Origin of the sequence: Achromobacter sp. 2789STDY5608615 (genome assembly GCF_001298995.1) — a bacterium.
Lineage (GTDB): Bacteria > Pseudomonadota > Gammaproteobacteria > Burkholderiales > Burkholderiaceae_B > Achromobacter > Achromobacter insuavis.
On sequence record NZ_CYTY01000021.1, the window covers coordinates 93,917 to 107,076 of the forward strand.

At 69.3% G+C, this 13,160-nt stretch carries 10 protein-coding genes and 2 pseudogenes; 8 read left to right on the top strand and 4 right to left on the bottom strand.

From position 1 onward, the window contains the following. The 3 genes and pseudogenes from AOZ49_RS19035 to rlmD all read left to right on the top strand — a co-directional run. Positions 1-350 (top strand): annotated as a pseudogene (locus tag AOZ49_RS19035) (hypothetical protein); the annotation flags it as partial. Between the two features lie 349 nt (positions 351-699). Next, positions 700-1,452: a TorF family putative porin gene (locus tag AOZ49_RS19040; RefSeq protein WP_054477119.1), complete on the top strand. Its 753-nt coding sequence runs from the start codon at positions 700-702 to the stop codon at positions 1,450-1,452. A gap of 164 nt (positions 1,453-1,616) precedes the next feature. Further along, the gene (gene rlmD / locus AOZ49_RS19045) at positions 1,617-3,122 is read left to right on the top strand and encodes a 23S rRNA (uracil(1939)-C(5))-methyltransferase RlmD (protein ID WP_054431361.1); all 1,506 of its coding nucleotides are present in this window, start codon (positions 1,617-1,619) and stop codon (positions 3,120-3,122) included. A gap of 84 nt (positions 3,123-3,206) precedes the next feature. Here the strand turns inward: rlmD and cueR are convergent, their stop codons facing one another. Further along, positions 3,207-3,599: a Cu(I)-responsive transcriptional regulator gene (cueR, locus tag AOZ49_RS19050; RefSeq protein WP_020927477.1), complete on the bottom strand. Its 393-nt coding sequence runs from the start codon at positions 3,597-3,599 to the stop codon at positions 3,207-3,209. A gap of 26 nt (positions 3,600-3,625) precedes the next feature. Further along, positions 3,626-5,899 carry a heavy metal translocating P-type ATPase gene (locus tag AOZ49_RS19055; RefSeq protein WP_054477120.1) on the bottom strand — a complete coding sequence of 758 codons (2,274 nt, stop codon included), beginning with the start codon at positions 5,897-5,899 and terminating at the stop codon, positions 3,626-3,628. Between the two features lie 164 nt (positions 5,900-6,063). Here AOZ49_RS19055 and AOZ49_RS19060 point away from each other — a divergent pair, with 164 nt between their 5' ends. The 5 genes from AOZ49_RS19060 (at position 6,064) to AOZ49_RS19080 (ending at position 11,332) form a co-directional block, all read left to right on the top strand. Then, positions 6,064-6,264, top strand: coding sequence for a heavy-metal-associated domain-containing protein (locus AOZ49_RS19060; protein ID WP_006394713.1), 201 nt, complete (start codon positions 6,064-6,066; stop codon positions 6,262-6,264). A gap of 168 nt (positions 6,265-6,432) precedes the next feature. Beyond that, positions 6,433-7,161 (top strand): glutathione peroxidase, encoded by a 729-nt coding sequence (locus AOZ49_RS19065; protein WP_006394714.1) that lies wholly within the window; start codon positions 6,433-6,435, stop codon positions 7,159-7,161. 200 nt (positions 7,162-7,361) lie between these two features. Next, a complete protein-coding gene (locus tag AOZ49_RS19070; protein WP_054477121.1) occupies positions 7,362-8,798 on the top strand; it encodes a dihydrolipoyl dehydrogenase in 1,437 nt (478 codons plus the stop codon). A gap of 186 nt (positions 8,799-8,984) precedes the next feature. After that, positions 8,985-10,649, top strand: coding sequence for an HAL/PAL/TAL family ammonia-lyase (gene hutH, locus AOZ49_RS19075; protein WP_054477123.1), 1,665 nt, complete (start codon positions 8,985-8,987; stop codon positions 10,647-10,649). Continuing rightward, positions 10,646-11,332, top strand: coding sequence for a GntR family transcriptional regulator (locus AOZ49_RS19080; protein WP_054431366.1), 687 nt, complete (start codon positions 10,646-10,648; stop codon positions 11,330-11,332). Before hutH ends, AOZ49_RS19080 begins: the two co-directional genes overlap by 4 nt. An 89-nt stretch (positions 11,333-11,421) precedes the next feature. Here the strand turns inward: AOZ49_RS19080 and AOZ49_RS19085 are convergent, their stop codons facing one another. Further along, a complete protein-coding gene (locus AOZ49_RS19085; protein ID WP_054477124.1) occupies positions 11,422-12,312 on the bottom strand; it encodes a 23S rRNA (adenine(2030)-N(6))-methyltransferase RlmJ in 891 nt (296 codons plus the stop codon). A gap of 12 nt (positions 12,313-12,324) precedes the next feature. Beyond that, a pseudogene (gene ugpQ, locus AOZ49_RS31825) lies at positions 12,325-13,072 on the bottom strand (glycerophosphodiester phosphodiesterase). Positions 13,073-13,160 lie beyond the last annotated feature (88 nt).

Consider the following 13,160-nt stretch of genomic DNA (forward strand, 5'->3'; position numbering starts at 1 on the left):
ACGGCCAACGCAGCCTGCACGAGGCCATGCGCGCCTCCGGCGGCCAGCGCCACGACCTGCTCAAGGCGCAACTGGACAGCGGCAAGCTGGACCCGCGCGCGCTGATCGAGCAATCCGACAAGTCGCGCGACCAGTTCGGCGCGCAGGCCAAGCAAGTCCGCGACCAGTGGCTGGCCGTGTGGGACAGCCTGAACGACGGCCAGCGCACCCAGGTGACCCAGATGCTCAAGGACCGCCAGGCCAAGATGCAGGAACGTCACGCCAAGATGGAAGGCCGTCACGGCAAGGGTCCGGGCAACGCCCCGGGCGCGGTGCCCCCGCCGCCGCCGGCCGCTCCGGCCGCCAACTGAGGCTCGCGTCAGGCGGCGGGAGGATCCGCCGCCTGACGGCCGCCCAGCCCGGGCGGCGCCGCTCGACCCCGACCCGCCCGCGCGGGCCGGGGTCTTTCTTTTGTCCCGCGATCCATGACGGGGCGTCAGCCCCATTTTGATGCGCCGCCGCCTGCGCGCGCGGCGTGGCGCACCGCCTTGGTGCGCCCGATATGCCCGTTCAGCGCCGCGCCAGCCCGTTGAGACGCAATTGAAACCTGGCACGGACCTTGCTTGAAGGGGAGGGAGCCGGCATCCGCCGTTGCAGGACCGGCCCGATGGATGCGCCTTCGGCCTTCCTCCTCGTCAAATCCGATCAGGACATCGCACCATGAAGAAGACGTTGCTAGCCTTGCCCGTTGTGCTCGCCACTTGTCTCATCGCAACGGCGCAGGCCGAACCGACCGACCTGGGCGGCGGTTTCTCGCTCAGCGGCAATGCCACCATCGCGAGCGATTACCGCTTCCGCGGCTACTCGCAGACCGATTTCCGGCCGGCGGCCCAGCTGGGCATCGACCTGACCCACAGCTCCGGTTTCTACCTGGGCAACTGGAACTCCAACGTGTCCAATTTCGTCTTCACCGACGGCAACCTGGAAATGGACTTCTACGGCGGCTGGAAGGGCGACGTCGGCGGCGACTTCACGCTCGATGCCGGCGTGCTGCACTACTACTATCCGGGCTCCAGCTCGCCCAAGGGCGGCAACTACAACAACACCGACCTGTACCTGGCCGCGACCTACGCCAACTACACCCTCAAGTATTCCTACACGCCCAGCGACTTCTTCAGCACGCCCGACAGCAAGGGCACCTGGTACCTGGACGGCACCGCCAACTTCGACCTGGGCGATGGCTGGGGCCTGGTGGGCCACCTCGGTTACCAGAAGCTCAAGAACCAGGTCAACATGGAAGGCGATTCCATCGGCCACTACGTCGACTACAAGGTCGGCGTGACCAAGGACCTGAAGGGCTGGGTGCTGGGCCTGGCGGCGGTGGGCGCCACCAAGGACAACTGGCTGCCGACCAAGTACGGCCATCCGTCGGGCCGCCTGGGGGCGGTGTTCTCGGTGTCGCGTTCGTTCTGATTCCCATCCGTGGCGGCGTCCTGACCGGCGCCGGCTTTGGGGGGCTTGATGGAGACTGCCCGGCGGGCCGTCTCCGGCAAGTCCCCCTTTTTTTCGGGCGCGGGCGGGCCGCTGCCGAATCCTCTTACAATGCCGGGTTGCGTGAATTTTCTGGACTGCGTGAGATGTCTGACGTTTTGAGTATCGAATCCCTGGACCTGGAAGCCCGGGGCATCGCCCGCCGCGACGGCAAGGTCGTGTTCGTGGAAGGCGCCTTGCCGGGCGAGCGGGTCACCGCCACGACCGTGCGCCGCAAGCCGTCCTACGAAATCGCGCGGGTCGATCAGGTGCTGCGTCCGTCGTCGCAGCGCGTCGAGCCGCGTTGCCCCCATTTCGGCGTCTGTGGCGGCTGTGCCATGCAGCACCTGGAACCCAGCACCCAGGTGGCGATCAAGCAGCGCTCGCTCGAAGACACCTTCTGGCATGTCGGCAAGCTGCGTCCGGCGCGCGTGCTGGCGCCGCTGCACGGCCCGACCTGGGGCTACCGCTACCGCGCCCGCCTGTCGGTGCGCGTGGTGCCCAAGAAGGGCGGGGTGCTGGTGGGCTTTCACGAGCGCAAGAGCAGCTACGTGGCCGACATGCGCGAATGCCATGTGCTGCCGCGCCACGTCAGCGACCTGCTGATGCCGCTGCGCGCCATGATCGCGTCGATGTCCGCGCCCGACCGCCTGCCGCAGGTGGAGGTGTCGCTGGGCGACGGCGTGACCGCGCTGGTGCTGCGCCATCTGCTGCCGCTGACGGACAACGACATCGCCATCCTGCGGGCCTTCGCCGACAAGCACGGCGTGCAGTGGTGGCTGCAGCCCAAGGGCCCGGACACGGTCCACCCGCTGGTGCCCGAGCACCGCGACGCGCTGACCTACACCATGCCCGAGTTCGGCTTGCGCATGCCGTACCGGCCGACTGACTTCACCCAGGTCAACCACGCCATCAACCGCGCCATGGTGTCGCGCGCGCTCAAGCTGCTGGACGTGCAGCCGACCGACCGCGTCGCCGACCTGTTCTGTGGCCTGGGCAACTTCACGCTGCCGCTGGCCACGCAGGGCCGCGAGGCCGTGGGCGTCGAGGGCAGCAAGGCGCTGACCGACCGCGCCTACGAGGCCGCCGCGCGCCACGGGCTGGGCGACCGCACCCGCTTCGCCACGCTCAACCTGTTCGAGGTTGATGTCGAATGGCTGCGCGGCCTGGGTTTCTTCGACCGCATGCTGATCGACCCGCCGCGCGAAGGCGCGCACGCCGTCTCGCAGGCCCTGTCGCAATTGACGCCCGAGGAACGGCCGCGCCGCATCGTCTACGTGTCCTGTAATCCGGCCACGCTGGCGCGCGACGCATCCATCCTGGTGCACGAGGGCGGCTACCTGCTCAAGAGCGCGGGCGTGATCAACATGTTCCCGCACACCGGGCACGTCGAATCGATCGCGGTGTTCGAGTCGCTGGACGCCGCCGGCGTGCTGGAAGTGCAGGAAAACGCCCGCCAGCGCGCGCTGCAGCAGGCCGCCGACGTCGCGGCCGCGCAAGCGGAGAAAGCGGCGGCGGCCGCCGAGAAGGCCGCGGCCAAGCAGGCGGCGACCGATGCCTATCATGCCCGGGTGGCCGCCGAGGCCGAGGCCGCGGCGCAAGGCCAGGCCTGACAAGACCAGGCGGGACGCGGCCGGGCAGGGACCTCGTCCGGCCTGGCGCAAAAAAAGGGCAAGCCAGATGGCTTGCCCTTGTTCTTACTGGGACCGCCCCAGGTTTTCAAGGATGGGGCAGTCGGGCCGGTCGTCGCCATGGCAGTTGTGCGCCAGGTGCTTGAGCGTGGCCGCCATGTCGCGCAGGGCGCAGGCCTTGCGCTCCAGTTCGGCCACGTGTTCGAGCGCGATGCGCTTGACGTCGGCGCTGGCGCGGCTGCGGTCGCGCCACAGCGCCAGCAGCTCGTTCATCTGCTCCACCGAGAAGCCCAGGTCGCGCGCGCGCCGCACGAAGCGCAGCGTGTGCAGGTCGTGCTCGCTGTAGACGCGGTAGCCCGAGTCCTTGCGCAGCGCCGGGCCGATCAGGCCGATGCTTTCGTAGTAGCGGATCATCTTGGCCGAGATGCCCGATTCCTGTGCCGCTTGTCCGATGTTCATGTGGGTTCTCCTGGTGGGCCGGCGCGTCAGTGCGCGGCGCGCGGGCGGAAGGTCTTCAGGCGCAGCGCGTTGCCCAGCACGAACACGCTGGACAGCGCCATGGCGCCGGCCGCGAAGATCGGCGACAGCGACAGGCCGTACGCGGGGTACAGCGCGCCCGCCGCCAGCGGAATCAGCGCGGCGTTGTAGGCGAAGGCCCAGAACAGGTTCTGGCGGATGTTGGCCAGCGTGGCGCGGCTGAGCGCGATGGCGTTGGGCACGCCGTGCAGGTCGTCGGCCATCAGCACCACCGAGGCGGCCTCGATGGCGACGTCGGTGCCGGTGCCGATGGCGATGCCGGTGTCGGCCGCGGCCAGCGCCGGCGCGTCGTTGATGCCGTCGCCGACGAAGGCCAGCTTGCGGCCGCCGGCGCGCAGCGCGGCGATGGCCTCGACCTTGCCGTCGGGCAGCACCTCGGCGCGCACTTCATCGATGCCCAGCTGGCGCGCCACGGCCTGCGCCGTGTGGCGGTTGTCGCCGGTGATCATGGCGGTCTTCAGGCCCTGCGCGTGCAGCGCCGCGATCGCGTCCACGGCCGACGGCTTGACCGGATCGGTCACCGCGATCATGGCGGCGGCCCGGCCGTCGATGGCGACGTAGATCGGCGTCTTGCCCTCGTTGCCCCATTGCTCGGCGCGCTGGCCGAAGGCGCTGACATCCACGCCGCGCTCGGCCATCAGGCGATCGGCGCCGGCCAGCACGCGCTTGCCGGCCACGCTGGCCTCGACCCCGGCGCCGGTGATGGCGGCGAAGCCTTCGGCCGGCAGCAGTTCGATCTGGCGTTCGGCCGCGGCCGCCACGATCGCCAGCGCGATCGGGTGCTCGGAGCGCGCCTGCGCCGACGCGACCCACTGCAGCACGTCCGCATCACGGAAGCCGGCGGCCGGTTCCAGTTCGGTCAGGGTCGGCTTGCCCAGCGTCAGCGTGCCGGTCTTGTCGAACGCCACCACCTGCACGTCGCGCAGCGTCTGCAGCGCGTCGCCCTGGCGGAACAGCACGCCCATGTCGGCGGCGCGGCCGGTGCCGACCATGATCGAGGTCGGCGTGGCCAGGCCCATGGCGCACGGGCAGGCGATGATCAGCACGGCCACGGCGTTAACCAGCGCATGCGACAGCGCCGGCGTCGGGCCGAGGAAGAACCAGGCCAGGAAGGTCAGGAGGGCCATGCCCATCACGGCCGGCACGAACCAGGCGGTGACCTGGTCGACCAGCGCCTGGATCGGCAGGCGCGCGCCCTGGGCCGCCTCGACCATGCGGATGATGCGCGCCAGCATGGTGTCGGCGCCGGTGTGGGTGACGCGCAGGGTGAAGCTGCCCGAGGTGTTGAGCGTGCCGCCGGTGGCCTGCATGCCGGGCTGCTTTTCGACCGGCACGGGTTCGCCCGTCAGCATCGATTCGTCGACGTACGAGCCGCCCTCGATGATCTCGCCGTCCAGCGGGATCTTTTCGCCGGGGCGCACCATCACGATGTCGCCCTTGCGCACCTGTTCGATGGCGATATCCTGCGGCTGGCCGTCGCGCATGACGCGCGCGGTGCGCGGTTGCAGGCCGATGAGGCGCTTGATGGCCGCGCCGGTCTTGCCCTTGGCGCGCGCTTCCAGCGTGCGGCCCAGCAGGATCAGCGTGACGATCACCGCCGCCGCTTCGTAATAGACGTTGCGGGCCGCTTCCGGCAGCCACTCGGGCGCGAAGGTCGCCACCACCGAATAGCCCCAGGCGGCGCCGGCGCCCAGCGCCACCAGCGAGTTCATTTCCGGCGCGCGGCGCCACAGCGCGGTCAGCCCCTTGCTGAAGAAGTGGCGGCCGGGCCACGCCAGCACGGCGGTGGTCAGCACGAATTGCAGCAGCCAGCTGTTCTGCTGGCCAATGGTCGCCATGACCCAGTGGTGCATGGCGGGAATCAGGTGCGATCCCATTTCCAGCGCGAACACCGGCAGCGTCAGCGCCAGCGCGGCGATGAAGGCGTGGCGCAGGCGCTGCGCCTCGGCGTCGCGCGCTTCGGATTGGCGTTCGGCGTGGTCGTCCTGCGCGACGATGGGGCGGGCTTCGTAGCCCATCTTGACGACGGCCTCGACCAGGGCGTCGGGTTGGGCCGCGGCCGGGTCGTAGGCCACCAACGCGCGTTCGGTGGCCAGGTTGACCTGGGCCTGGGCCACGCCCGGTACACGGGTCAGGGCCTTTTCCACGCGCTTCACGCAGGACGCGCAGGTCATGCCTTCGATGGCAAGTTCGAGCTCGACGGAAGGGTTGGCAACGCTCATGGCAGTCTCGGTTGAGGTAGGAAGGCCCCAGTTTCATCCTTCCCATTGTGGGAAGGTCAAGGATTATTCTACGCTTGACCTTCCTATAATGGGAAGGTCTAAGCTGGGGTTGAGCTGGCACCGGAAGCGGTGCGGCAATCCCCCTGATCCCCACGGAGAACACCATGAGCATCGAATTCCAAGTCCTCGACATGACCTGCGGCCACTGCGTCAAGACCATCACCGGCGCGGTGACGGCGGCGGCGCCGGGCGCCAGCGTGGCGGTGGACCTGCCCACGCATCGCGTCACCATCAGCGGCACCGACCAGGCCGACAAGGTCGAGGCCGCGATCCGCGACGCCGGCTACGAGCCGCAGCGCGTGTGACGGCCGGCCGCCGCCGGGCGTATGATAGGCAACGACTGGCGGCGGTAATTTTGTTATTGCCAAAAACTATTAATCAATTAAGTTAATTAAATTTGAATAATTGATAGCTGCCGTTTATCATTCTTTCCATGGTGGTTAAACAACCCCGCTACCCCAAGGAGAGATTGAATGCTGCAAAACCGTGAAGGCCAACGTGTTCCCAACGTAACGTTCCCCGTCCGCGAGGGCAACACCTGGAAAAAGGTCACGACCGACGACCTGTTCAAGAACAAGACGGTCGTGGTCTTTTCGCTTCCCGGCGCTTTCACGCCGACCTGCTCGTCGACCCACCTGCCGCGCTACAACGAACTGGCCCCGGCCTTCGCCGCGGCCGGCGTCGACAGCATCGTCTGCGTGTCGGTCAACGACACCTTCGTCATGAACGAATGGGCCAAGGACCAGGAATCGGCCAACATCACGCTGCTGCCCGACGGCAACGGTGAATTCACCGCCGGCATGGGCATGCTGGTCGACAAGAGCGACCTGGGCTTCGGCAAGCGCAGCTGGCGCTACTCCATGCTCGTCAAGGACGGCGTGGTGCAGAAGATGTTCATCGAGCCCGAAAAGGAAGGCGACCCGTTTGAAGTGTCGGACGCCGACACCATGCTCGCCCACTTCGCCCCGACGGCCAAGAAGCCCGACCAGGTGGTGGTGTTCTCCAAGCCCGGCTGCCCGTTCTGCGTGGAAGCCAAGGCGCTGCTCGAAGACAAGGGCTATGCCCCGATCGAGATTCCGCTGGAGAACAAGGTCCGCGGCCGCGTGATCGGCGCCGTGTCCGGCAAGGGCACCGCTCCGCAGGTGTTCATCAACGGTTCGCTGATCGGCGGCCTGGACGACCTGAAGGCGCACTTCGCCTGATGCTGGCCGGGAAGGGGGCGCGCCGCGCTCCTTTCCGCGCCGGGCCGCCGCTGGCGGCCCGGCTCGCCGGCTTCCCTTTTTCCGCATCTTCGAGCGGCCCCGACCGGGCGCCGCGGGACGGCGTTCGTCCCGAGGGTGCGCAACAAGGCGGAATCCGCTTTCGACACTTTTGCTCCACGCTACACCGGGGGATCCCACTCATGAAGACTCTGCACACCGATATCGCCGTCCTGGGCGCCGGCACCGCCGGCCTGGCCGCCTATCGCGCCGCCAAGGCCGCGGGCAAGCGCGCGCTGCTGATCGAAGGCGGTCCCTATGGCACCACCTGCGCCCGGGTCGGCTGCATGCCGTCCAAGCTGCTGATCGCCGCCGCCGAAGCGGCCCACCAGGCGGCGCACACCGTGCCGTTCGGGGTGCACGTCGAGGGCGAGGTCACGGTCAACGGCGAAGAGGTGATGGACCGCGTCAAGCGCGAGCGCGACCGTTTCGTCGGCTTCGTGCTCGAGGGCGTGGAGAACATCCCGGCCGAAGACAAGATCCGCGGCTATGCCCGCTTTGAATCGGACACGGTGCTGCGGGTCGATGACCACACCGAGATCCACGCGTCCCGCGTGGTGATCGCGACCGGTTCGCGGCCGTCGGTGCCGCCGCCGTTCCGCGCGCTGGGCGACCGCTTGGTGCTCAATGACGACGTGTTCGCCTGGGATGACCTGCCGCGCCGCGTGGCGGTGTTCGGCCCCGGCGTGATCGGGCTGGAGCTGGGCCAGGCGCTGGCGCGGCTGGGCGTCGAGGTGCGCGTGTTCGGCGTCAGCGGCAGCCTGGGCGGCATCAGCGATCCGCAGGTGCGCCACAGCGCCCGCAAGATCTTCCAGCAGGAGTTCTACCTGGATCCGGATGCGCGCGTGCTGGAAACGCAGCGCGTCGGCGACGAGGTCGAGGTGCGCTACGTGGCGCTGGACAACACCGAACGCACCGAGCGCTTCGACTACGCGCTGGTGGCCACCGGCCGCCGTCCCAACGTGGACGGCCTGGGCCTGGAGAACACCTCGCTGCAGCTGAACGCGCAGGGCGTGCCGCTGTTCGACCGCGACACCATGCAGGCGGGCGAGTCGGCGATCTTCATCGCCGGCGACGCCAACGCCGACGCACCGCTGCTGCACGAAGCGGCCGACGAAGGCCGCATCGCCGGCGAGAACGCCGCGCGCTACCCCGAGGTGCGCCAGGGTCTGCGGCGCGCGCCGCTGGCGGTGGTGTTCTCGGACCCGCAGATCGCGCTGGCCGGGCAGGGCCATGCCCGCCTGACGCCGGGCACCTTCGTGACGGGCGAGGTCGATTTCGGCGACCAGGGCCGTTCGCGGGTGATGCTGAAGAACCGCGGCCTGCTGCACGTGTACGCCGATATTGCCAGCGGCCGCTTCCTGGGTGCGGAAATGGTCGGCCCCAGCGCCGAGCACATCGGCCATCTGCTGGCCTGGGCCGTGCAGCAGGAGCTGACCGTGGCGCGCATGCTGGAAATGCCGTTCTACCATCCGGTCATCGAGGAAGGCCTGCGCACCGCGCTGCGCGATGCCGCCGCCAAGCTGGCGCGGGCGCAGGAGGCGCTGCGCCAGGTGGAAGCGGAAGACGCCGCGGCCTGAGGGTATCAAGGCGTGGAAAAGGCTGCCCTTTTGGGCAGCCTTTTTTGCGTCCTGGGCCGATGCGCGGAAGAGGGCGGCCCGGCTGACGGGGCGCCAGGCCTCGGGGCGACGGAGGAACCGTGTGGATTTCTTGTCACGCCGGGAAATTTTATAGATAATCTATAAAAACCACTTTAGCCCTCGCCCATGAACACTCCCGTCATCACGCTGGACGGCGCGCATCTGCGCGCCGAGGACGTTGGCGCCATCGCGCGCGGCGGAGCGACCGTCGCCCTGGCTGACTCCGCCCGCCAGGCCCTGGACGCGACCCGCGGCTACATCGAAGCGCACTGGCTCAACGATGCCGCGCCGCTGATGTACGCCTTCAACACCGGCGTGGGGGCGCTCAAGAGCCAGCGCATCGCGCCGGCCGAGATCGCCACGTTCCAGGCCAGCCTGGTGCGCTCGCATTCGGCGGGCACGGGCGAGCCGATGCCGGACGAGGTGGTGCGCGCCATGATGGCGCTGCGGGTGAATGCCTTCGCCAGCAACCATTCCGGCGTGCGGGTCGCGATCATCGACCGGCTCATCGCCATGCTCAATCACGGCATCACGCCGGTGGTGCCGTCCAAGGGCAGCGTCGGCGCCAGCGGCGACCTGGCGCCGCTGGCCCTGATGAGCGGCGCCCTGATGGGCCTGCCGGAATCGCGCGTCACCTACCGGGGCGAGGCGATGCCCGCCGCGCGCGCCTTCGAGCAGGCCGGCATGGCGCCCACGATGGACGTGCAGGCCAAGGACGCGACGGCGTTGATCAATGGCGCGACCGCCTCGCTTGCCTATGCGGTGCTGGCCGCGCATGACGCGCGCGAGCTGCTGGGCAGCGCCACCGTGTCGATGGCCATGACGTTGGAGGCGCTGCGCGGCGAACTCTCGTGTTTCGAGGATCGCGTCATGCTGGCGCGCCCGCATCGCGGCCAGCGGCGGGTGGCCGCGGCGATCCGTCAGCTGGTGGCGGGCAGCCGGCGCTGCACCGAGCCGGCCCGGCAGGTGCGCCTGCGCGGCACGCCGGGGCTCGATCCGGCGCAGGCCGGCACGCCGCACGCGCCGCCGCTGGCGCCGCGCATCCAGGACGTCTATTCGCTGCGTTGCGTGCCGCAGGTCTACGGGCCGGTGCTGGACGCGCTGGACTACGTCGACGGCATCCTCGCCACCGAAATGAACAGCGCCACCGACAATCCGCTGATCTTTCCGGAAGACGCGGGCTACGCCATCGTTTCGGGCGGGCACTTCCACGGGCAGTACATCGCCCAGGCCATGGATCTGCTGGCGCTGGCGGTGGCCGACCTGTCGGCGATCTGCGACCGCCGCAGCGCGCGGCTGGTCGATCCGGCCTGCAACTTCGGCCTGCCGGCCAATCTGATCGCGCAGCGGCCCGGCATCAATACCGGCTTTTCGGTGGCGCAGAGCATGGGGACCGGGCTGGTGCTGGAAAACATGGGCCTGTGCGGCCCGGCCAGCGCCACCAGCCTGCCGGCCAAGGGCAATACCGAAGACCACATCAGCAACTCGTGTTTCGCCGCGCGCCGCACCCGCACCGTGGTCGAGAACACCCAGGCGGTGGTGGCCGTCGAGCTGCTGCTGGCCGCGCAGGCCCTGGATCTGGCCGAGCCCGACCTGGCCGCCTATCCTGTCGGCGCGGGCACGGCCGCGGCCTGGGCGGCGGTGCGGGCGGTGGTGCCGGCCATGCTCGGCGACGACCGCTGGCTCCATGACGACCTCGCGCAGTTGCGCGCGCGGGTCGCGGACGGCAGCCTGGCCGCCGCCACGCAGTCCGCCTGCGGCCCGCTGTGGCAGGCGCGGGAGGCGGCATGACCTTGGCCCACGGCGCGTCGCGCGACGATGACGACACCTTGCCCGGACGCATCGCGCGCACGCTGGTCGAACGCATCATCACCGGCCAGCTGCGCCCCGGCGAGCGGGTGGGCCAGGACGCGCTGGCGGCCGAGTTCGGCGCCAGCCATGTGCCGGTGCGCGAGGCGTTCCGCCGGGTCGAGGCGCGCGGACTGCTGGTTAGCGAGCCGCGCAAGGGCGTGCGGGTGAGCTCGCTGGACGAGGCCTCGATCGTGGAGATCACGCGCATGCGCGGCGCGCTGGAATCGCTGGCCCTGCGCCACGCGATGGCGGCGATGAGCGCCGGCGACCTGGCGCGGGCGCAGGCCGCGATCGACGCGGGCGACAAGGCGCGCGACATGCGCGACTGGGAGGCGGCCAACCGCGCCTTCCACGAGGCGCTGTACCGGCCGTGCGCGATGCCGCGACTATTGGCGACGATTGACATGCTGCATGAATCGCGCACGCGCTACATGCATGTGACGGCATCGTGCGTGGCGTGGGATCCGGGCTCGCAGCGCGAGCACCTGGAATTGCTCGACGCGGTGCGCCAGGGCGAGGTCGAGCGGGCCTGTCGGCTGCTCGAGGCGCACATCGAGGAGGCGGGCGAGATCCTGGTGCGCGGCCTGGCGATATGGCGCATGACCGTCGTGGGCGAGCCCTGAGCGCGGCGCTTGCGTCCACCATGAAAAAGCCCGGCCCCGTGTTTCGCGACACGGGGCCGGGCTTTTTTAAGTGCGGTGCTGGTCGGTGATCAGTCGTCCGACTGCTTCTTCGGCACGGGGAACGGATTCTCGCGGTACTGCAGCGTGAAGCTCGCGCGCTCGTCCTGGCCGAGTTCGCGCGCCAGGTAGGGCATGGTCTGCTTGAGGGCGTCGTGCAGCGCCCAGGGCGGGTTGATCAGGAACATGCCGCTGCCATGCAGGCCATAGCCGTCGATGGTGGCCTTCTTGACCGTGAGGGTGGCGTGCAGCCAGCTCTTGACCTTGAGGTTCTCGAAGTGGCGCGCCATTTCGCTGGCCTCGCGCCGCTGCACCAGCGGATACCAGACGGCGATGGTGCCGGTGGCGAAGCGCTTGACGCATTCCTTGACGGTGATCAGCGTGCGGCGGTAGTCGTTCTTGTCTTCATAGGACGGGTCGATCAGCACCATGCCGCGGCGCGTCGGCGGCGGCAGCAGGGCCTTGACGCCCTCGAAGCCGTCGTCGCCGTAGATGGTGGTCTGGCGCTGCGCGGTGCGGTCCATGTGTTCGAGGTTGCCGACCAGGGTGTCGATCTCGGTCGGGTGCATTTCGAACAGCCGCAGGCGGTCGGACGGACGCAGCGCGTCCAGCGTCAGCCAGGGCGAGCCGGGGTAGCGCTTGAGGCGGCCGTTGGTGTTGAAGGCGCGGATGCGGGCGACGTAGTCGGCCAGCAGGGGCGGCAGGTCGTCGCGTTCCCACAGGCGGCCGATGCCGTCGGCGAACTCCGAGGTCTTGGCGGCCCAGTCGCTGTCCAGGCTGTAGAGGCCGGCGCCGGCGTGGGTGTCGATGACCCAGTAGGGCGCGTCCTTGCGGTTGAAGTAGTCCAGGGTGTGGACCAGGATGGCGTGCTTGAGCACGTCGGCATGGTTGCCGGCGTGGAAGGCGTGGCGATAGCTGAACACGGGGCGGGGGCCTCAGGCGGCCGGCCGGATGGCGGCCAGTTCGTCGGTGAAAATGCCGTCGATGCCCCAGTCCAGCAGCAGGCGCGCGCTCGGGGTCGTTGACGGTCCAGGCGGCGATGCGGTAGCCGGCGGCGTGCACGGCGTCGATCAGTTCGCGCGTGGCGTCCTTCTGGTTGATGTTCAGGGCGACACAGTCGTACTTGACCAGGCGGTCGAGCCAGTCGGCCGGCACCTTTTCGACCAGCAGGGCGCGCGGCAGCTCGGGCGCGGCGTCCTTGGCTGCCTGCAGGGCTTCCTCGGCGAAGGACGACAGCAGCGGGGCCACGGCGGCGCCTTGCCACAGCTCGCGGGCGGCCAGGGCGACGGCGGCGCCGGTCTCGGCCTCGCGGCCGGGGCAGGGCTTGATCTCGACGTTGCTGGCGATGCCGTTGGCGACGGTGTAGCGGGCCACGGCGGCGAAGGTGGGCAGGGGTTCGCCGGCGTAGGCGGCGGAGTGCCAGCTGCCGAAGTCCAGTTGCGCCAGTTCGCTGAAGGTCTTGGCGGCGGCGGGACCGTGGCCGTTGGAGGTGCGGTCGACGTCGTCGTCATGCATCAGGACGAGGACGTTGTCGCGGCTGAGCTTGACGTCGTATTCGAACATGGTGAAGCCGTGTTCGGCGCCGACGCGCATGGCGGCGAGGGTGTTCTCCGGGGCCAGGCGGCCGCCGCCGCGGTGGGCGATGTGGCGGGAATAGGGCCAGGTGGGGAGGGATGCTGTCATTTCTTTTGATGCTTTGGGGGTTCTTTGGGGATAGGGTGCAAGGATACTCTGTTCTGGGGGGGGGGGCTTTTCCTGTGGGGGCGGGGGG

Bases quoted from the DNA above. Each gene is read 5' to 3' on its own strand.
- rlmD (WP_054431361.1), top strand. From the start codon at position 1,617: ATGTCTGACGTTTTGAGTATCGAATCCCTGGACCTGGAAGCCCGGGGC.
- AOZ49_RS19070 (WP_054477121.1), top strand. From the start codon at position 7,362: ATGAAGACTCTGCACACCGATATCGCCGTCCTGGGCGCCGGCACCGCC.
- AOZ49_RS19055 (WP_054477120.1), bottom strand. From the start codon at position 5,899: ATGAGCGTTGCCAACCCTTCCGTCGAGCTCGAACTTGCCATCGAAGGC.
- AOZ49_RS19080 (WP_054431366.1), top strand. From the start codon at position 10,646: ATGACCTTGGCCCACGGCGCGTCGCGCGACGATGACGACACCTTGCCC.
- cueR (WP_020927477.1), bottom strand. From the start codon at position 3,599: ATGAACATCGGACAAGCGGCACAGGAATCGGGCATCTCGGCCAAGATG.
- hutH (WP_054477123.1), top strand. From the start codon at position 8,985: ATGAACACTCCCGTCATCACGCTGGACGGCGCGCATCTGCGCGCCGAG.
- AOZ49_RS19060 (WP_006394713.1), top strand. From the start codon at position 6,064: ATGAGCATCGAATTCCAAGTCCTCGACATGACCTGCGGCCACTGCGTC.
- AOZ49_RS19040 (WP_054477119.1), top strand. From the start codon at position 700: ATGAAGAAGACGTTGCTAGCCTTGCCCGTTGTGCTCGCCACTTGTCTC.
- AOZ49_RS19065 (WP_006394714.1), top strand. From the start codon at position 6,433: ATGCTGCAAAACCGTGAAGGCCAACGTGTTCCCAACGTAACGTTCCCC.